Origin of the sequence: Methylobacterium ajmalii, assembly GCF_036448855.1 — a bacterium.
Taxonomy (GTDB): Bacteria; Pseudomonadota; Alphaproteobacteria; order Rhizobiales; family Beijerinckiaceae; genus Methylobacterium; species Methylobacterium ajmalii.
Window position 1 is genome coordinate 307407 of record NZ_JAZFXT010000026.1, and the last position, 19123, is coordinate 326529.

General features: G+C 73.4%; 18 protein-coding genes. 12 read left to right on the forward strand and 6 right to left on the reverse strand.

All coding sequences use genetic code 11. The annotated features are described in order from the left end of the window. The first annotated feature begins 194 nt into the window (after positions 1-194). From bchI to V3T34_RS13095, 7 genes are all read left to right on the forward strand, one after another. Positions 195-1169 (forward strand): magnesium chelatase ATPase subunit I, encoded by a 975-nt coding sequence (gene bchI, locus V3T34_RS13065; protein WP_407942703.1) that lies wholly within the window; start codon positions 195-197, stop codon positions 1167-1169. Continuing rightward, positions 1166-2890, forward strand: a complete 1725-nt coding sequence (locus V3T34_RS13070) for a magnesium chelatase subunit D (protein WP_305076425.1) — start codon at positions 1166-1168, stop codon at positions 2888-2890. The genes bchI and V3T34_RS13070 overlap by 4 nt, the downstream gene beginning before the upstream one ends. A 5-nt stretch (positions 2891-2895) precedes the next feature. Beyond that, positions 2896-3780: an alpha/beta fold hydrolase BchO gene (bchO, locus tag V3T34_RS13075; RefSeq protein ID WP_305076424.1), complete on the forward strand. Its 885-nt coding sequence runs from the start codon at positions 2896-2898 to the stop codon at positions 3778-3780. Between the two features lie 76 nt (positions 3781-3856). Further along, positions 3857-5383: a phytoene desaturase family protein gene (gene crtI / locus V3T34_RS13080; protein ID WP_305076423.1), complete on the forward strand. Its 1527-nt coding sequence runs from the start codon at positions 3857-3859 to the stop codon at positions 5381-5383. Next, positions 5364-6476 carry a phytoene/squalene synthase family protein gene (locus V3T34_RS13085; protein ID WP_305076422.1) on the forward strand — a complete coding sequence of 371 codons (1113 nt, stop codon included), beginning with the start codon at positions 5364-5366 and terminating at the stop codon, positions 6474-6476. Before crtI ends, V3T34_RS13085 begins: the two co-directional genes overlap by 20 nt. Further along, the gene (locus V3T34_RS13090) at positions 6473-6622 is read left to right on the forward strand and encodes a hypothetical protein (RefSeq protein ID WP_305076421.1); all 150 of its coding nucleotides are present in this window, start codon (positions 6473-6475) and stop codon (positions 6620-6622) included. Before V3T34_RS13085 ends, V3T34_RS13090 begins: the two co-directional genes overlap by 4 nt. A 96-nt stretch (positions 6623-6718) precedes the next feature. Next, the gene (locus V3T34_RS13095) at positions 6719-7753 is read left to right on the forward strand and encodes a DUF3616 domain-containing protein (protein ID WP_305076420.1); all 1035 of its coding nucleotides are present in this window, start codon (positions 6719-6721) and stop codon (positions 7751-7753) included. Positions 7754-7784: 31 nt separating this feature from the next. Here the strand turns inward: V3T34_RS13095 and V3T34_RS13100 are convergent, their stop codons facing one another. Beyond that, complete coding sequence (locus V3T34_RS13100) at positions 7785-8102, reverse strand: hypothetical protein (RefSeq protein WP_305076419.1); 318 nt, start codon at positions 8100-8102, stop codon at positions 7785-7787. Between the two features lie 203 nt (positions 8103-8305). Then, positions 8306-8821: a GcrA family cell cycle regulator gene (locus V3T34_RS13105; protein ID WP_060849158.1), complete on the reverse strand. Its 516-nt coding sequence runs from the start codon at positions 8819-8821 to the stop codon at positions 8306-8308. A 543-nt stretch (positions 8822-9364) separates the two neighbouring features. Between V3T34_RS13105 and V3T34_RS13110 the strand changes: the two genes are divergently transcribed. Beyond that, on the forward strand, positions 9365-10234 hold the full coding sequence (locus V3T34_RS13110; protein WP_060845468.1) for a cell envelope integrity EipB family protein: 870 nt from the start codon (positions 9365-9367) through the stop codon (positions 10232-10234). Between the two features lie 28 nt (positions 10235-10262). On the opposite strand, the gene V3T34_RS13115 is transcribed toward V3T34_RS13110, so the two are convergent. Then, entirely contained in the window at positions 10263-11579 is a 1317-nt protein-coding gene (locus tag V3T34_RS13115; RefSeq protein WP_091883212.1) for a DNA polymerase IV, read from the reverse strand. Beyond that, a complete protein-coding gene (locus tag V3T34_RS13120; RefSeq protein ID WP_244533422.1) occupies positions 11576-11860 on the reverse strand; it encodes a DUF3572 domain-containing protein in 285 nt (94 codons plus the stop codon). The genes V3T34_RS13115 and V3T34_RS13120 overlap by 4 nt, the downstream gene beginning before the upstream one ends. A gap of 135 nt (positions 11861-11995) precedes the next feature. Here V3T34_RS13120 and V3T34_RS13125 point away from each other — a divergent pair, with 135 nt between their 5' ends. Then, positions 11996-12376, forward strand: coding sequence for a response regulator (locus V3T34_RS13125; RefSeq protein ID WP_060845470.1), 381 nt, complete (start codon positions 11996-11998; stop codon positions 12374-12376). Between the two features lie 28 nt (positions 12377-12404). Beyond that, the gene (locus V3T34_RS13130; protein WP_305076418.1) at positions 12405-13769 is read left to right on the forward strand and encodes a PleD family two-component system response regulator; all 1365 of its coding nucleotides are present in this window, start codon (positions 12405-12407) and stop codon (positions 13767-13769) included. A 90-nt stretch (positions 13770-13859) separates the two neighbouring features. Here V3T34_RS13130 and V3T34_RS13135 read toward each other — a convergent pair whose 3' ends face one another. Then, positions 13860-15380: an NAD(P)H-hydrate dehydratase gene (locus V3T34_RS13135; RefSeq protein WP_305076417.1), complete on the reverse strand. Its 1521-nt coding sequence runs from the start codon at positions 15378-15380 to the stop codon at positions 13860-13862. Positions 15381-15582: 202 nt separating this feature from the next. Between V3T34_RS13135 and V3T34_RS13140 the strand changes: the two genes are divergently transcribed. Both V3T34_RS13140 and glnA read left to right on the forward strand, forming a co-directional pair. Further along, positions 15583-15921, forward strand: a complete 339-nt coding sequence (locus V3T34_RS13140; RefSeq protein ID WP_060845473.1) for a P-II family nitrogen regulator — start codon at positions 15583-15585, stop codon at positions 15919-15921. 117 nt (positions 15922-16038) lie between these two features. Further along, on the forward strand, positions 16039-17451 hold the full coding sequence (glnA, locus tag V3T34_RS13145) for a type I glutamate--ammonia ligase (protein ID WP_060845474.1): 1413 nt from the start codon (positions 16039-16041) through the stop codon (positions 17449-17451). Positions 17452-17529: 78 nt separating this feature from the next. Here the strand turns inward: glnA and V3T34_RS13150 are convergent, their stop codons facing one another. Further along, positions 17530-19056, reverse strand: a complete 1527-nt coding sequence (locus tag V3T34_RS13150; RefSeq protein WP_305076416.1) for an FAD-binding oxidoreductase — start codon at positions 19054-19056, stop codon at positions 17530-17532. Positions 19057-19123 lie beyond the last annotated feature (67 nt).

Sequence of the window (19123 nt, forward strand, 5' to 3'; positions counted from 1 at the left end):
ATCGCGACGTCCCGGCCGATCCTGCCCGTACTCCATCCGCGAGGACCCGCACCGTGGCCCCCACCCAATCGGCCCTGTCCCGGCGGGCGTCCAAGCCGGGCTTCCCGAAGCCGACCGTCGTGGATCCCGCCGCTCTCGCCGAGGCCGGACCGCGCCCAGCCTATCCGTTCGCGGCCATCGTCGGGCAGGAGGCGATGCGCCGCGCGCTCCTCGTCGCGGCGGTCGATCCGGCGGTCGGCGGGGTGCTGGTCTTCGGCGACCGCGGCACCGGCAAGTCCACCGCCGTGCGGGCGCTCGCCGCCCTGCTGCCGCCGATGCGGGCGGTGGCGGGCTGCCCCTATGCCTGCGATCCGGTCGAGGCCGCGGCGATGTGCCAGGCCTGCGCCGCCCGCCGGGGGCAGGGCCTCGCGGTGAGGACCGTGCCGGTGCCGGTGGTCGACCTGCCGCTCGGCGCCACCGAGGACCGGGTCGTCGGGGCGCTCGACATCGGCCGGGCGCTCGGGGCCGGCGAGAAGGCGTTCGAGCCGGGGCTGCTCGCCCGCGCCAATCGCGGCTTCCTCTACATCGACGAGGTCAATCTGCTCGAGGACCACCTCGTCGACCTGCTGCTCGACGTGGCGGCGTCCGGGGTCAACACCGTCGAGCGCGAGGGCCTGAGCCTGCGCCACCCGGCGCGCTTCGTCCTCGTCGGCAGCGGCAACCCGGAGGAGGGCGAATTGCGCCCGCAGCTCCTCGACCGCTTCGGGCTCGCCGTCACCGTGACGACGCCGACCGATCTTCCCACCCGCATCGCCATCGTGCGCCGGCGCGACGCCTACGAGCGCGACCCCGCCGCCTTCGCGGCCGAGTGGGCGGGCGAGGAAGCACGGCTGTCGGGCCAGATCCTGGCGGCGCGGGCGCACCTGCCGGAGGTCGCGGTGCCGGACACGATCCTGGAGGCGGCGGCCCGGCTGTGCCTGGCGCTCGGCACCGACGGGTTGCGCGGCGAGCTGACCCTGATGCGCACCGCCCGGGCGCTGGCGAGCCTCGACGGCGCGGCGACCGTCACCCTCGATCACCTGCGCGAGGTCGCCCCGAGCGCCCTGGGCCACCGCCTGCGCCGCAACCCCCTCGACGAGGCCGGCTCCGAGGCGCGGATCGCCCGCGCCCTCGCCGAGGTCGTCGGGTGAGCGCCAGCCCCGACGCGACCTGGCTCCAGGCCTGCCGCGCGGCGGCGCTCCTCGCCCTCGATCCCGCGGGCACCGGGGTCGTGCTGCGGGCCCGGCCCGGCCCGGTGCGGGAGGCCTGGCTCGACCGGCTGCGCGCCCTCCTTCCCGCCGGCGCACCGGTGACGCGCCTGCCGGCGGGCATCGCCGACGACGCTCTCCTCGGCGGGCTCGACCTGCCGGCCACCCTGCGGACCGGACGCCCGGTGGCGCAGGCGGGCCTGCTCGCCCGCAGCGACGGCGGCGTGGTGCTGGTGCCGATGGCCGAGCGGCTGGCGCCCGGCACCGCCGCGCGGATCGCCCAGGGGCTCGATGCCGGCGCCGTCGAGGTCGCGCGCGACGGCGTCGCGACCCGTTGCCCGGCCCGCTTCGGCCTCGTGCTCCTCGACGAGGGGGAGGGCGACGACGAGGCCGTGCCGGCCGGCCTCGCCGACCGGATCGCCCTCCATCTCGACCTCGACGCGGTGCCCATCCTTGCGCTGGGGGCAGCGCCGCCGCTCCCCGATCTCGCCGCCGCCCGCGAGGTCCGTCCCGAGACCACCCCCGACGCGTCCGAAACCCTCTGCGCCCTCGCGACGCGCCTCGGGATCGCCTCGTTGCGCGCACCGCTCCTCGCCCTGCGCGTCGCGCGGCTGCACGCGGCCCTGGAGGGCCGCGCGGCGGTGGGCGAGGCCGACCTCGCCGCCGCGGCCGCCCTCGTGCTCGCCCCCCGCGCCCGGGCCTGGCCGCAGGAGGAGGAGCAGGACGAGCGGACGGGAGAGGACGCGCTGCCCGCCGACGAGGCCGAGGGCGACGACGACCGGCACGAGGGCCGGCAGGGCGAGGAAGACCGCCTCCTCGCCGCGGTCGCGGCCAGCCTGCCGCCCGGCCTCCTCGCCCGCCTGCTCGCCGGGGACGGACCGCGCATCCGCAGCGCCGGGGCCGGCCGCGCCGGGGCGGTCGCGGCGGCGCCGCGCGGCCGTCCGGTCGGGGCCCGGCCGGGCGATCCGCGCCGCGGGCGCCTCGCCCTGATCGAAACCCTGCGGGCGGCTGCCCCCTGGCAGCGCCTGCGCCGCGGCGACGGCGAGGCCCGCCTGCGCATCACGGCGGACGACCTGCGCATCCGCCGCCTCGTGCAGCGGCGCGAGACCACGACGATCTTCGCGGTCGACGCCTCCGGCTCCGCCGCCCTGGAGCGACTGGCCGAGGCCAAGGGCGCGGTCGAGCAGCTGCTCGCCGAATGCTACGTCCGCCGCGACCGCGTCGCCCTGGTGGCCTTCCGGGGCCGGGTCGCCGACCTGCTGCTGGTGCCCACCCGCTCGCTGGTGCGGGCCAAGCGCGCGCTCGCCGCGCTGCCGGGCGGCGGTGGAACCCCGCTCGCCTGCGGCATCGAGGCGGCCGCCCGCCTCGCCGCTACTGAGCGCCGCGGCGGTCGCAGCCCGGTCGTGCTGCTCCTCACCGACGGCCGCGCCAACATCGACCGCGCCGGCCGGCCCGGACGGGTGCAAGCGGGTGCCGACGCCCTCGCGGCCGCCCGGGCCCTGGCCGCCGAGGGGACCCGGGCCCTCGTCATCGATACCGCCGCCCGGCCGCAGGACTCCGCCCGGGCGCTCGCCGCCGCGATGCGCGCCCGCTACCTCGCCCTGCCGCAGGCCGATGCCGCACGCCTCGCGAGGGCCGTGCGCGAGGCCGCTCCGGCGGCATGAGCCCGATGACGAGCGCGAGGGCGTCCGACGACAGGCCCGATTTCGCCCGCCAGGGCCGCGACTGGCCGAACCGGGAGACGAGCCGTTTCGTTGCCGCCGGCGGCCTGACCTGGCACGTCCAGGAGGCCGGGGCGGGCCCGGTCCTGCTCCTCGTGCACGGCACCGGCGCGGCGACCCATTCCTGGCGCGGGCTCTTGCCCCTGCTCGCCCGCGACTTCCGGGTGATCGCCCCCGATCTGCCGGGCCACGGCTTCACCGATCCGCTGCCGACCCCCTCCCTGCCGCGCATGGCCCGCGCGCTCGCCGCTCTGCTGCGCACCCTCGACGCCGCCCCGCAGATCGTCGTCGGTCATTCCGCGGGAGCCGCGATCCTGGCTCGCCTCTGCCTCGACGGGGTGCTCGCCCCCCGCCTTCTCGTCGGGCTCAACGCCGCGCTCAAGCCGTTTCCGGGCATGGCCGGCTTCCTGTTCCCGGCGATGGCGCGGGCGCTGTTCCTCAACCCGGTCACGCCGCGCGTCTTCGCCTGGTCGGCCGACCGCGCCGCGGTGGAGCGGCTGATCCACGGCACCGGCTCGACCCTCGACCGCGCCGGCCTCGACCTCTACCGCCGCCTGTTCCAGACCCCCGGCCACGTCGCCGGGGCACTCGGCATGATGGCGAACTGGGACCTCGTGTCCCTCGACCGCGACCTGCCCCGCCTCGCGGTCCCGCTCCTGCTGATCGTCGGCAGCCAGGACCGCACCATCGCGCCCGACGTCTCCATCGCCCTCGCCGACCGCCTCGGCGGCCGCGCCCGGGTGGAGTGGCTGCGCGGCCTCGGGCATCTCGCCCACGAGGAGAAGCCGGAGGTGGTGGCGGAGCTGATCCGGGCGGACGCGGCGCGCGCCTGACGCTCGCCGTTCGATCGTGCGGCGGCCCTCGTTTCCCCCTTGCCACCCGCCCCGACCGGGACAATAGTGTCAACCTATGTTGACACTCGACGATGCGCCGCCGCGGGTCACGTCCGCCCGGCGCCGGCCTCGTGCGGTGGTGATCGGCAGCGGCTTCGGCGGGCTCGCGGCGGCGGTGAGGCTCGGCGCGCGGGGCTACCGGGTCAGCGTGCTCGAGCGGCTCGACCAGCCGGGCGGACGGGCGCGGGTCCACCGGCAGGACGGCTTCACGTTCGATGCCGGGCCGACCATCGTCACCGCGCCGTTCCTGTTCGAGGACTTGTGGGCCCTGTGCGGCCGGCGGCTTTCCGACGACGTCACCCTGGTGCCGATGCGGCCGTTCTACTGCATCCGCTTCGACGACGGCGCCACCTTCGCGATGTCCGGCGATCCGGCGGCGATGCGCGACGAGGTCGAGCGGCTGAGCCCCGGCGAGGCGCCCGCCTACGACCGATTCATGAGGCTCTCCGACGAGTTGTGCCGGGTCGGCTTCGAGCAGCTCGGGGCGGTGCCGTTCGGCCGCGTCACCGACATGCTGCGCATCGCCCCCGACCTCCTGCGCCTCGGCGGGCACCGCAGCGTCTATTCCCTCGTCTCCTCGGTCTTCCGCGACGAGCGCCTGCGTACCGCCTTCAGCTTCCACCCTCTCCTGATCGGCGGATCGCCGTTCCGGGCGAGCGCGCTCTACTGCCTGATCGCGTCGCTGGAGCGGCGCTGGGGCGTGCATTCGGCGCTCGGCGGCACCGGCGCCCTGGTGCGCGGCCTCGTCCGGCTGATCGAGGGCCAGGGCGGCGAGGTGCGGTGCGGATCGGAGGTCGCGCGCATCCTGGTCGAGGACGGCACGGCGCGCGGCGTGGCGCTCGCCGACGGCACGGCGATCCGGGCCGACATCGTGGTGTCGAACGCCGATTCCGTCGCCACGGCGCTGCACCTGCTGCCGCCGGAGGTCCGGGGGCGGGGATCCAGGCGTCTCGCCCGGGCGCATTCCTCGATGGGGCTGTTCGTCTGGTATTTCGGGACGCGGCGTACCTACCCGGAGCTGCCGCACCACACGATCGTGCTCGGGCCGCGCTATCGCGGGCTTCTCGACGACATCTTCTCCCGGAAGGTGCTGGCCGAGGACATGAGCCTCTACCTCCACCGCCCGACCGCGACCGACCCGAGCGTGGCGCCGCCGGGCCACGATGCCTTCTACGTGCTCGCCCCGGTGCCGAACCTCGCCGGCGGCCAGGATTGGGCGGCGCTCGCCGAGCCGTACCGGCAGCGCATCGCCGCGCGCCTGGAGGCGACGGTGCTGCCGGGCCTGTCGGACGCGCTCGCGACCTCCCGGGTGACGACGCCGCAGGATTTCTCCGACGATTTCCTGGCCTTCCGCGGCTCCGGCTTCGGGCTCGAGCCGATCCTGACCCAGAGCGCGTATTTCCGCCCGCACAACCGCTGCGGCGCGGTGCGCCACCTCTACCTCGTCGGCGCCGGCACCCATCCGGGGGCCGGGCTTCCGGGCGTTCTGTCCTCGTCGAAGATCCTCGATCGCGTGGTGCCGGATGCTGCCGTCTTCGCCTGATGCACCTCTCGGAGGGTGTACCGCCCGCCCCGCCGACCACGCCGCCTGCCGGGCGGCGATCCGGGCGGGGTCGCGCAGCTTCTACGCCGCCTCGTGGCTGCTGCCCCGGGCGGTGCGCCGCGACGCCTACGGGCTCTACGCCTTCTGCCGCCTCTCGGACGATGCCGTCGACGGGGCGGGCGCCCAGGCCGACGCGGTGCCCCGCCTGCGGGCGCGCCTGGCTGCGGTCTATGCCGGCCGGCCCGCCGACGCGCCCGCCGACCGGGCGCTCGCCGAGATCGTCGCCCGCCATGCGATCCCCCAGGCCCTGCCCGCCGCGCTCCTCGAGGGCCTGGCCTGGGACGCCGCCGGGCGCCGTCACCCGGATCTCTCCTCCCTCGTCGCCTACGCGGCCCGGGTCGCCGGCTCGGTCGGCGCGATGATGACGCTGGTGATGGGCGAGCGCTCGGGCGAGGCGCTGGCCCGGGCCTGCGACCTCGGCATCGCCATGCAGCTCACCAACGTCGCCCGCGACGTCGGCGAGGATGCTCGCGCCGGGCGCCTCTACCTGCCGGAATCCTGGCTGCGCGACGCCGGAATCGACCCCGACGCGTTCCTGGCCCGGCCGGAGCAGAGCCCCGCGCTCGCCGCCGTGGTCGCGCGCCTGCTCGCCGCGGCCGACCTGCTGTACGCGCGGGCCGATTCCGGCATCGCGCAGCTTCCCGCCGCCTGCCGGCCGGCGGTGCGGGCCGCCGGCCTGATCTACGCCGAGATCGGTCGCGACCTCGCCCGCGGCGGCCTCGATCCGGTCAGCCGCCGGGCCCGGGTTCCGGGATCCCGCAAGGCGCAGCTCCTCGCCCGTGCGGCGCTGACGGGCTCGCTGCGCCGTGCCGACCGGCCGGTCCTGCCGGAGGCCGCCTTCCTGGTCGAGGCGGTGACGGCGATGCCCAGGCCCGCCTCCGTCCCCCCGGTCGCCGTCTCCCCGGTCGTCCTGCCTCCGCTCGCCGGAGCGCGTCCGGCCTGGTGGAACCTCGCCGCGCGGGTCGTGCGCGTCCTCGACCTCATCGAGGTGCTGCGCGAGCGGGAGCGCTTCGGCGGCGCGGCGCCGTCGTGAACGAGACGCTGTTCGCGCTGCTCGATTTCGGGCTCGTCTTCGGGGCCGTGCTCGGCTTCGGCTTCTGGCAATTGTGGGTGCTGCGGCGCGATCGGCGCCGGAGCGAGGCGGCCCGGCGCAGGGACGAGCCGGGCCGGGAGGGGTGAGGGGAGGCGCCGGGGCCCGCTCGAAGGCCGTCGCGCATCCGGACGTCAACCAGGACGGTCCCGCCCAGCCGGACCGCACTACCAGGGAGGAACGCCATGACGGGCCTGCGCACGACGCGTCGGGACACCCTCGTTGCCGGGCTCGCCCTCTGTCTCGCGGCCTCCGCCGCGCGCGCCGAGGTGAAGGCGGGGCCGGTTCTGATGCATTGGGGGACCTGCCAGGCCTCCGGCGCCGTCCCATACCCGGCCGGCAGCTTCGGCGACCGCGTCCTGGTGGTGAGCGACGCGGACAACAGCTTGCGCCTCTACCGGGCGAACGAGTCCGGTCCGCCGCTCGCCCTGAAGGGCGGCGACCTCGATGCGGCCCTGGCGACCGATGCCCGCGAGGAGCCGGGCCAGGCCGACCTCGAGGCGCTGACCTGGCTCGGCAGCGACCTCGTGGCGATCGGCTCGCACGGCCGCGACGCCGAAGGCCGGACCCGCGAGGCGACCCGCCAGGTCCTCGCCCTGTCGGTCGGCGGCGACGCCGCCGCGCCCACGGTGGCGCCGAAGGGCAAGGCGTTCCGGGGGCTCGCCAAGGCGATCGCCGACCTCGATCCGGCGCTCGCCGACCGCATCGCCGTCGATCTCGCGGCGAAGCCGAACCTCAGCCCGCAGCGGCGGGGCCTCGCGATCGAGGGCCTGAGCACGGCTCCGGACGGGCGCGGCCTGTTCGTCGGCCTCGGCAACCCGCTCAACGCCGACAACGACGCCCTGGTGGTGCCGGTCGAGAACCCGGCCGCGATGCTGGGGGAGGGGGCGGCCCCGAAGCTCGGCAAGCCGATCGCCCTCGACCTCAAGGGCCGCGGCATCCGCGACATCGCCTATGCGGGCGGGATCAAGGCCTACTTCATCGTGGCGGGCGGCCGCGGCGGCGCCTTCGACCTCTACCGCTGGTCGGGGCGTGCCGGCGAGGCCCCGGCCCGGGTTCCCGGCGCCGCCGAGGCGTTGGCGGCGATCCCCGACTTCCAGCCCGAAGGCCTCGTGGTGGCAGCGGACGGCACCAAGGTGCAGCTTCTGGCCGACGACACCGACATCTGCCCGGCGCGTAAGCCGCAAGGGTTCCGCAGCGTGGTGCTGGAATTGCAGTGACGGGCGCGCGGCGGGTCCGGCCCCCGAACGATCAGGCCTCCCGCTCCGGCTCGCCGGTACGGGAGGCCTGCGCGGCGACGTAGCGGCGGCGCGCCTCGGCCGCCTCCCGGAAGGTCCTGGACCGCGGCGGCACCTCGGCGAGCTTGCGGATCTCGCGCAGGATCAGCTCGGCCTCGAAGGCGGCGGCGCGCTCGGCCGCGGCGGCCCGGCTGTCGGCGCCGTGGGAGGCGCTGTAGCGCTCGAGCCCGTCGCGGCAGACCGCGACGCGGTAGTCGAGCCAGTCGATCACGTCGAGGAAGGCCCGTTCGCGGATCTCCGCGGCCGTGGCCCGGCGCTTCTTCTCGCTCACCCCTGGTCCCTCAGGGACGACGGTCTCCTGCATCGCCCGGCCCGTCCGATCTCGGCCCTCGGTTCCGGCGGCCGCGCCGGTCGGTATAGCGCGCGGCCACCCCATCCGCGAAGGCGGTGCGCCGCCCGGACAGGATTCGTTAGGATTCGAGCGATATTCTCGACACGATCGAAAGGGCCGGGTCTTGCCGGCCCGGGACGCGACTACCGGAAGCCGACGACCTTGCGGTCGCGCTTGCGCTCGGCGGCGGGCTGGTAGGCGATGCGGCTGTGGTGGGTGCAGTAGGGCAGGCCGGTGATCGCCCGGTCGCCGCAGAAACGGAAATCCGGGGTCGAGGGGTCGCCCATCGGCCAGCGGCACATGAAGTCGCGCAGCTCCATGATGGTGACGCGGGAACTCTCCGGCAGCGCGACGGCGGACGGCACCGATGTCGGCTGGATCAGCGCGAGGGCCGGCGGCGCGGGGGCGAGGACGGTCGGCGCGACGGAGGCGCCTGGGGACTCGGCCTCGGCGCGCGGACGGCGGCCGGACGCCGCCTGAGCCCCATTGGGTTTCGTCACCCGCCCGGCGAGACCGAGGCGGTGGACCTTGCCGATGACCGCATTGCGGGAGACTCCGCCGATCTCGGCGGCGATCTGGCTGGCGCTGTGGCCGTCGCTCCAGAGCCGCTTGAGAAGCTCGACGCGTTCATTCGTCCAGCCCGGACCCGCATCCATCATCGCCGCCTCCACTCCCCCGACATCACCCATGGAATCGGCGCGCAGCCGCGAGCGGCCCGCCGTTCGACCGCGCGTTCAGTCCATCCGATCCTGCTGGTGATCGCCGCCACGCCATGGGCGCTGGCGACGGGGTGAACCTACAGGACGCCCTAACATCCGCGCAAGAGTCCGGCCCGCGGCCGCGCCGGTTTTTCCCCGAGCCCGCGCCCCCCGGCAAAACCGGGTGCGACGGTCGCACCGCGCGGCCGGCCCATCGTCGCGCCGCCGCGCAACATATCGAAAAAAAACATTATATATCAGATCTTTAATTGGACTTCTCAGCGCCCGGTCGCCGGCGCAGGGGGCGATGCGCCTGGGTTGAACCGCCGCCGCGCGCCGCGACCTGTGCGCGTTTCCGGTGCGGTCTCGGACAAGCGTGGCCGCGCTGCCACGGCCCGCGCCGCCACCGGCCGGGCGGGCACGTTGCCGGGTGGCGGGGCGGGACCTATCTTGACCCGGACAATAGGGCCAACGCCATCACCGGCGGCCCGTCCGGGAGATTTCATGCGGACACTCCTCGCGTGCGTCGTGCTCGCGCTCTCGTCGCCCGTTCTCGCGGCGGAGAGCGTGCATCTCGCGCCCCATCGCGCCGTCTACGACCTGTCGCTGTCCGGCAGCTCCGGCACCCGCGCGGTCGAAAGCGCCCGCGGCCGGATCGTGTTCGATTTCACCGGCGACGCCTGCAAGGGCTTCGCCCTGCAGTACCGCCAGGTCACCGTGCTGGAGAGCTCGGAGAGCGGCAGCCGCACCTCCGACCTGCGCAACACCACCTTCGAGAGCGGCGACGGGCGCAGCTTCCGCTTCCGCACCCAGTCCGACCTCAACGGCAAGACGACCGCCCCGGTGGACGGCAATGCCGAGCGGGGCGACAAGGGCCTCTCGGTCAGCCTCAAGCAGCCCAAGCGCGGCGAGATGAGCGTGCCCGGGGAGGTGCTGTTTCCCGCCGCCCACATGAGGCGGCTGATCGAGGCCGCGCGTGCGGGGCAGTCCACGGTCGCCATCAAGGTGTTCGACGGGTCCGACGACGGCCGCAAGGTCTACGACACCCTGGCGGTGATCGGGGCGCAGCGCGGCTCGGACAAGACCAAGACGGAGGTCAAGCCCGAGACCAGGCCCGACGCCCCGGCGCCCAAGCCCGTCCCGGTCGAGGCGGCGTTGCGCGACGGCGCGATGGCGACGATGCCGCACTGGCCGGTGACCCTGAGCTACTTCTCGCCCGGCGAGGGCGAGCGCACCCCGGTCTACGTGCTCGCCTTCGACCTCTACGAGAACGGCGTCAGCGCCGCCCTGCGGCTCGATTACGGCGAGTTCTCCCTCAAGGGCGAGCTGTCGCGCATCGACCTCCTGCCCGAGAGCAAGGACTGCAAGCCCTGATCGTGCGGGCCTTGGCCGTGGTCCGACCCTAGGGCTCCCGCCCGGTCCGGTCCGGCTTGGCCCGGGCCGGCCGCTCGGCTTCCTGCGGCGTGAAGCCGAGGCCGCGCTGCACCGCCGCGGCGCCGAAGCGGTCCCGCAGGGCGTCGATGGCGGCGGCCCGGCTGGCGTCGCGCAGGGCCGACACGTCGGCGAGGTCGCCCCGGTCGGCATGCGCCGCCCCGCACAGGTCGCCGGCCCCGATCCCGATCAGCCGGTAGGCGGTGCCGTCGCAGGCCTCGCGCAGGAGCGCCTCGGCCGGGCGGAATAGCCGCTCGGCGACCTGCGTCGGGGCGAGGCCCGAGCGGGTGCGGGTGCGCAGCCGGAAATCCCGGTCCTTCAGCTTCAGCGTGACGCTGCCGGCGGCGAATTCCGCCCGCTTCAGGCGCCGCGCCACCTTCTCGCAGAGCTGCCACAGGATCGGGCGCAGCTCCGAGAAGCCGCGCAGGTCCTCCGCGAAGGTGGTCTCGCCCGAGATGCTCTTCGTCTCCCGCACGGGCTGCACCCGGCGCGGATCCTCGCCGCGGGCGAGCGCCAGCAGCCGGGAGGCGTCGCGCCCCAGCCCCGCATGCAGCCGCTCCGGCGCGACCCGGGCGATGTCGCCGACCTGGCGGATGCCGAGCGCGGCGAGGCGCTCGGCCGCCGCCTGGCCGATGCCCGGGAGGATCCGCACCGGCTTTCCCGCCAGGAAGGCGGCGGCCTCGGCGCGACCGATGATCGAGAAGCCGCGGGGCTTCTCGAAGTCCGAGGCGATCTTGGCGAGAAACTTGTTGGGCGCGAGCCCGACCGAGACCGTGATGCCGACCTCGTCCTCGACCCGGCGGGCGAAGCGCGCCAGCGTGACGGCGGGCGGCGCCCCGTGCAGCCGGTCGGTGCCCGACAGATCGAGGAAGGCCTCGTCGATCGAGACCGGCTCGACCAGCGGCGTGAGGTCCTGCATCATCGCCCGGACCTCCCGGCCGACCCGGGCATACTTCTCCATGTCGGGCCGCAGCACCACCGCGTCCGGGCAGGCCTCGAGGGCACGGTACATCGGCATCGCCGAATGCACCCCGCGGATGCGGGCGATATAGCAGGCGGTCGCCACCACGCCGCGCCGGCCCCCGCCGATGATCAGCGGCCGATCCCGCAGGGCGGGATCGTCCCGCTTCTCGACCGCGGCGTAGAAGGCGTCGCAATCGACGTGGGCGATCGACAGCGCGTCGCGCTCCGGATGGGCGAGCAGGCGCGGCGAGCCGCAGGCCCGGCAGCGCGGGGTGCCGGGCGGAACCGTCTCGCCGCAATCGCGGCAGAGCGGCGCGCCGCTCACGCCCCGAACTCGCCCGCGTCCGGCGGGCCGAGGCGGCGCCAGGCCTGGGTGATCTGCTCGGGCGCGACTTCGAGGGCGCCCGCGCAGGCGAGCAGCAGCTCCTCGTCCGCCACGACGTGGTCGAGGAGGCCGGCCGCGAGCTCGGGCGTGCCGGCCGCCTGCCGCAGGGCATCGGGCGACAGGCCGGAGCTCTCCATGAAGCGCAGCAGCCGGCCCGGATCCCCCGTGACGTAGTCGAAGACACGGGCTCCCAGCGCCTCCGCGGCGGATTCGCTCAGCACTCCGCCACGGGGACTCGTCCCCCTGGCAAATCCATCGAATTTGCGTTTCATCAACATGTGTCGCTTAACAGTGTTGCGGTTCCGGTCGCAGCCGGGGTGTGACGCGGCCCGCTGGAGCGCCGGAGACAGTGAGCCATGACGAAGACGGTGCTCATCGTCGAGGACAACGAGCTGAACATGAAGCTCTTCAACGACCTGTTGGAGGCTCACGGCTACGCGACCCTCAAGACGGCCAATGGGATCGAGGCGATCGAGCTGGCGCGCCGGCATCGGCCTGACCTGATCCTGATGGACATCCAACTCCCCGAAGTGTCGGGCCTCGAAGTCACTAAATGGCTCAAGGAGGACGACGACCTCAAGGGCATTCCGGTGATCGCCATCACGGCCTTCGCCATGAAGGGCGACGAGGAGCGCATCCGCGAGGGTGGCTGCGAAGCGTATCTGTCGAAACCGATCTCGGTCGCGAAGTTCCTCGCGACGGTGCGGACCTACGTTGGCGACGAGCGCCAGAGCTGAGCAGAAGCTGAGAGAGGCCTGTCCTTCCATGTCGGCACGTGTTCTCATCGTCGACGACCTCTTTCCGAACATCAAGCTGCTCGAGACGAAGCTGACGCTCGAATATTTCGATGTCGTCTCGGCGATGAACGGGCCCGACGCCCTCGCGATCTGCGAGAAGGGCCTGTGCGACATCGTGCTGCTCGACGTGATGATGCCGGGGATGGACGGGTTCGAGGTCTGCCGCCGGATCAAGGCGACGCCGACCACCGCCCACCTGCCGGTGGTGATGGTCACCGCCCTCGACCAGCCGAGCGACCGCCTGCGCGGGCTCGATGCCGGCGCCGACGATTTCCTGACCAAACCCATCGACGACACCGCCCTGATGGCCCGGGTGCGCAGCCTGGTGCGCCTCAAGGCGGTGACCGACGAGTTGCGCAGCCGCGCCATGGCCTCGCGGGTCGGCGATCCCCTGGCGGCGGCCGCCGCCGAGACCGGGCACAACGCCAACGTGCTCATCGTCGAGGACCGCCGCTCCGCCGCCGACCGCCTCTCCGCGGCCTTGGGCCAGTACCACTGCGTCGAGACCGTGGCGACGCCCCAGGAGGCGCTGGAGCGGGTCAAGGCCGGCGAGTACGACGTGGTGCTGGTCAGCCTCGACCTGCAGGACCATGACGGCCTGCGCCTGTGCAGCCAGCTGCGCTCCCTCGACCGCACCCGCACCGTGCCGGTGGTGATGCTGGCCGATGCCGGCGACCGCGCCCGCATCATGCGCGGCCTCGACCTCGGCGTGCACGACTACCTGGTCCGCCCGATCGACCGCAACGAGCTCGTCGCCCGGGTCCGCACCCAGGTAAAGCGGAAGCGCTTCTCGCACTCGCTGCGCGAATCGGTCCAGGCCTCGATGGACCTCGCCGTCACCGACGGGCTCACCGGCCTTCACAACCGGCGCTACCTCGACAGCTACCTCGCCGGCCTCTTTTCCGAGCCGTCCCTGCGCGACCGGCCGGTCGCGCTGCTGATCCTCGACATCGACCGCTTCAAGTCGATCAACGACCGCTTCGGGCACGATGCCGGCGACGAGGTCTTGAAGGAATTCGCCACCCGCATCCGCTCCCAGACCCGCGGCATCGACGTGGTGGCGCGGTTCGGCGGCGAGGAGATCGTGGTGGTGGTGCCCGATACCGCGCTCGAGGCCGCCCGCCAGGTCGCCGAGCGGATCCGCGAGCGGATCGAGGCGGCGCCGTTCGTGGTCCAGCGCGGCACCTGCTCGATCGACGTCACGGTCTCGATCGGCGTCGCCGCCCGCCAGGCCGGCGACGGCGAGCCGGGCGCGCTGCTCAAGCGCGCCGACCTCGCGCTCTACGAGGCCAAGCAGACCGGCCGCAACCGGGTGGTCGCGGCGGCGGCGTGAAAGGCCGGTCCCGACCCGGCGTTTCGCCGTCGTCCTCCGATCGGTCCCGCGGACCGCAGGGGCGCGAGGCCGCGCCCGCGCCCCGCCATCTCACGCTGCGCCGAGCCGCTCCAGGAACGCCCGCAGCACCGCCGGCATCTGCTCCGGCAAATCCTCCGAGATCAGGCCCGGCCCGTACCGGTGGCCGGCCTCGGCGTGGAGCCAGACTGCGGCCGCCGCGGCCTCGAAGGCCGGCATGCCCTGCGCCAGCAACCCGCCGACGAACCCGCACAGCACGTCGCCGCTGCCGGCGGTGCCGAGCCAGGGCGTGCCGTTGGCGTTGATGGCGGCGCGCCCGTCGGGGGCGGCGATCACCGTGTCGGCGCCCTTCAGCACCACGACGGCGTCGAGGAAGGCCGCCGCGGCGCGGGCCCGGGCGAGGCGCGAGCCCTCCGCCGGCACCGCCGCCACGCCCTTGAACAGGCGCGCGAACTCGCCGTCATGCGGCGTCGCGACCGCCTGGGACCCGCCCGCCGCGATCATCTCGACGAGTTCGTCGGCCCGGCCCGAGAAGCTCGTCAGGGCATCGGCGTCGAGGACGAGGCCGCGGCCGGCCTCGCAGGCCACCCGCACGAGATCGCGGGTCGGCGCGCCGTTGCCGAGGCCGGGTCCGGCGACGATGGCGTTGAGGCGCTCGTCGGTGAGGGTGTCGTCGAGGTCGTCGGCGCCGTCGCAGGGGCGCAGCATGATCGCGGTGATCTGGGCGGCGTTCTCGGCGAGCGCCGGGGTCGGGGACAGGAGCGTGACGAGGCCGGCGCCGATCCGCAGGGCGCCCCGGGCGGCGAGACGCGCCGCGCCGGTGCGGTGGGCCGGGCCCGACAGCACGACGGCGTGGCCGCGGGTGTACTTGTGGCTCTCGGCGCTCAGGCGCGGAAAGGCGGCGCCCCACAGGTCCGGCCCGTTGTCGTGGGCCTGCGCCCCGATCCCCGTCACGACCGCGTCGGGGATGCCGATCTCCGCCACCGTCACCGGTCCGCACAGGCGCCGGCCCGGCAGCAGCCGGTGGCCGGGCTTCGGCCGCGCGAAGGTCACCGTCTCGGTCGCGGTCACGACCGGCCCGAGGGGAGCGCCGGTATCGCCGTCGAGGCCCGAGGGCACGTCGACCGCCAGCACCGGCACGCCGGAGGCGTTGATGCGCCCGACCAGAGCGGCCGCCGCGCCGTCGAGCGGGCGGGAGAGACCGGCGCCGAACAGGGCGTCGACCACAAGCGCGAAACCCGCCGGCTCGGCGCCGGCCGCGTCCGCGACCGGGCCGGTCCACTCGGCGGCCGCTGCGGCGGCATCGCCCCGAAGCGCCGCACGATCCCCGAGGAGCGCGACCTCGACCGCGATCCCTGCCGCGGCGAGGAGGCGGGCGGCGACGAACCCGTCGCCGCCGTTGTTGCCCGGCCCGCACAGGACCAGGACCCGGCCCTCGCCGGCGCTCGCCCCCGCCATCGCCATCGCCTCCGCGCGTTCGGCCACTGCGGCGCCGGCCCGGCGCATCAGGTCGAGGCCCGGCGTCCCGGCGGCGATCGCCGCGGCGTCGGCCCGGCGCATCTCGTCCGTTGTCAGCAATTCGGTTCCGGCCATCGCGTCATACTCCGAGGAACGCCCGAGGGGTCCCGCCTTGCCGCGGCACCCGGGTTGGGAACGTCGAATTGCGCAACAAACGCGCAGCAATTGCTTACGGATTGAGCATTCCCGATCTGCTCCTGGGAAATCCCCCGTGGCGGTCGGCGCGGCACGATGCTAGGAAGGCCGCCGGAACCGTTGCAGACTAGGCCCGCCCGGCATGAAGAAGATCGAAGCGATCATCAAGCCCTTCAAGCTCGACGAGGTGAAGGAGGCCCTGCAGGAGGTCGGCCTTCAGGGCATCACGGTGATCGAGGCCAAGGGCTTCGGCCGCCAGAAGGGCCACACGGAGCTCTATCGGGGCGCCGAGTACGTGGTCGACTTCCTGCCCAAGGTGAAGCTCGAGATCGTGCTGCCCGACACGCTGGTGGACGGCGCCGTCGAGGCGATCCGCAAGTCGGCCCAGACCGGCCGGATCGGCGACGGCAAGATCTTCGTGTCCTCGATCGAGGAAGCGATCCGCATCCGCACCGGCGAGACCGGTCAGGACGCGATCTGATCGAGGCGCGACCTGACCGCCGGCCCCCTCTCTGCGACGACGAAAACCGCGGCCTGACCCCCAGGACCGCGGCTTCACGGCGGCCTCGACGCCGTTCTAGGAAGGGATCAAACGAGAATGTCTAAGACCGCGACGGACGTCCTCAAGGAAATCAAGGAAAACGACGTCAAGTACGTCGATTTCCGCTTCACCGATCCGCGGGGTAAGTGGCAGCACGTCACCTTCGACGTGTCGCTGGTCGACGAGGACATCTTCGCCGAGGGCACGATGTTCGACGGCTCGTCGATTGCCGGCTGGAAGGCGATCAACGAGTCCGACATGCTGCTGATGCCGGACCCGGCGACGGCCTGCATGGATCCGTTCTTCTCGGCCTCGACCATGTCGATCGTCTGCGACGTGCTCGAGCCGATGACCGGCGAGCCCTACGGCCGCGACCCGCGCGGCATCGCCAAGAAGGCCGAGGCCTTCGTCAAGGCCAGCGGCATCGGCGACACCATCTTCGTCGGCCCCGAGGCCGAGTTCTTCGTCTTCGACGACGTGCGGTTCTCCGCCGACCCGTACAACACCGGCTTCAAGCTCGATTCGGTTGAGCTGCCGATCAACGGCCAGACCGAGTACGAGGGCGGCAACCTCGGCCACCGCGTGCAGATCAAGGGCGGCTACTTCCCGGTCCCGCCGCAGGATTCGGCCCAGGACATGCGCGGCGAGATGCTGGCCGCCATGCAGTCGATGGGCGTGAAGGTCGAGAAGCACCATCACGAGGTCGCCTCGGCCCAGCACGAGCTGGGCATGAAGTTCGACACGCTCACCCTGATGGGTGACCAGATGCAGATCTACAAGTACTGCATCCACAACGTCGCCCAGAGCTACGGCAAGACCGCGACCTTCATGCCGAAGCCGGTCTACGGCGACAACGGCTCGGGCATGCACGTCCACCAGTCGATCTGGAAGGACGGCAAGCCGGTCTTCGCCGGCAACAAGTACGCCGACCTGTCGCAGGAGTGCCTGTGGTACATCGGCGGCATCATCAAGCACGCCAAGGCGCTCAACGCCTTCACCAACCCGTCGACCAACTCGTACAAGCGCCTGGTCCCGGGCTACGAGGCGCCGGTGCTGCTGGCCTACTCGGCCCGCAACCGCTCGGCTTCGTGCCGGATTCCGTGGACGACCTCGCCGAAGGCCAAGCGCGTCGAGGTCCGCTTCCCCGATCCGATGGCGAACCCCTACCTGGCGTTCGCCGCCATGCTGATGGCCGGCATCGATGGCATCAACAACAAGATCGATCCCGGTCCGGCGATGGACAAGGACCTCTACGACCTGCCCCCGGCGGAGCTCAAGGAGATCCCGACCGTGTGCGGCAGCTTGCGCGAGGCGCTCACCAGCCTCGACGCCGACCGCGAGTTCCTCAAGGCCGGCGGCGTGTTCAGCGACGACTTCATCGACTCGTTCATCGAGCTGAAGATGACCGAGGTGATGCGCTACGAGATGACCCCGCACCCGATCGAGTTCGTGAACTACTACTCGCTGTAAGCCGTCACCGGCTGCTGGAACGAGAGACGAGGGGGCCGGAGCGATCCGGCCCCTTTTTCGTTGGTCGTCGCCGCACCGTCACGCCGGGGCGGTGAGCGGGATGCTCTGCGGGAACCTGAACACGTTGTCGGGGTCGTAGCGGCGCTTGACCTCGCAGAGCTTGCCGACGTTCTCGCCGTAATAGGCGTTGAGCCAGTTCGGCAGGTCGCGGCTCGGGAAGTTGACGTAGGATTGCGGCTTCACGAAGCGCTGCATCGCCGCGAAGTACTCGGTGAGCCAGGCCTGCTGGCGCGCGACGGTGTCGGGCGTGTCGAGCGGGCTCCAGGACGTCTCCATCTCGACGATGAAGTCGGAATCGCGGTGGACATAAGCCGTGTCGGTCGGCTTCACGGCCTTCACCTGACCGCCGGCGGCGAACAGGATGCCCATGTTGTCCTGGCGCACGGAGCCGCCCGGCCATTTCTCCATCCAGCCGATCATCGCCTCGATCGCCTCGCCGCCGAGCCCGCCGGCCACGTAGCTCGAGCGCATGTCGTAGAGGCCGCCCGGGTCGTCGGTGACGAGGTAGTCGCGGGCGCTCCAGTAGTTCATCGCGTTGATCTCGGCGACGATCGGGCGGGAGCGCGAGAGGGGGCGGTCGAGCACGGCCCGCAGCTGGTCGGGCGAGCCGAAGAACTGGCCGAGGGTCTGCACCCGCAGGCCGCCGCGGCTGACCGGGCCGGCGGCGGCCGGCGCGAGCTTGCTGCGGGTCGAGATCAGCCCCGGATTCCTGAGCTGGATGTCCTGCAGGTCCAGCATCAGCTCGACCTGATGGCGGGCCGGCCAGACGATGTTGAACACCGTGACGTCGTAGACCGGGTGCGGCTCGAAGGTGAAGGCGGTGTGGACCGCGAAGTTGCCGCCGCCGCCGCCGCGGGCGGCCCAGAACAGCGCGGCGTCGTCGCGGGCGCTGGCGCGCCGCAGGACGCCGTCCGCCGTCACCGCGTCGGTCGCCCGCAGGGCGTCGCAGGTCAGGCCGTTGCGCGTCGCCGAGAACCCCCAGCCGCCGCCGAGGGTGAGCCCGCTGATGCCCACCGTCGGGCAGCGGCCCGAGGGGATCGCCAGGCCGGTGGCCCGGAACGCGTCGGCCATGTCCTGGTTGCTGGCCCCGGCCCCGACCGTCACCAGCCCGGTCTTCGGGTCGAAGGTGATCGCGCTCATCGGCTTCACGTCGATGAGCAGGCCGCTCGTCGTCGAGAAGCCCGCGTAGTTGTGGCCGCCGCAGCGCACCGCGAAGGTCTGGCGCTCCTGGCGCGCCCAGGCCAGGCAGGCGCGCACGTCCCGGTCGTCGACGCACATCGCCACCGCCAGCGGCAGCACGTCGGCCCAGCGGCCGTTGTTCGGCCACGCCGCGACCCGGAAGCCCGGCTCGTTCGGGCGGATCAGGCGGCCCTTCAGGTCGCGCGCCAGGGCGTCGAGCCCCCGCGGCGCCGGGCCCTCCAGGGCGGCGGCGCCGGGGATCCGGCTGCCGAGGGCGGCGCCGGCCGCCAAGGCGCCCGACTGGAACAGCCGGCGACGGCTGAGGGCGGTGGACGCGGATGCGCGCCCGGCGAATCTGTTGGTCATCGCAGTCTCGGGATCTGATGTCTTGATGTGATCGATGCCCGATTCGGGCGACATCATCTGGAGACTT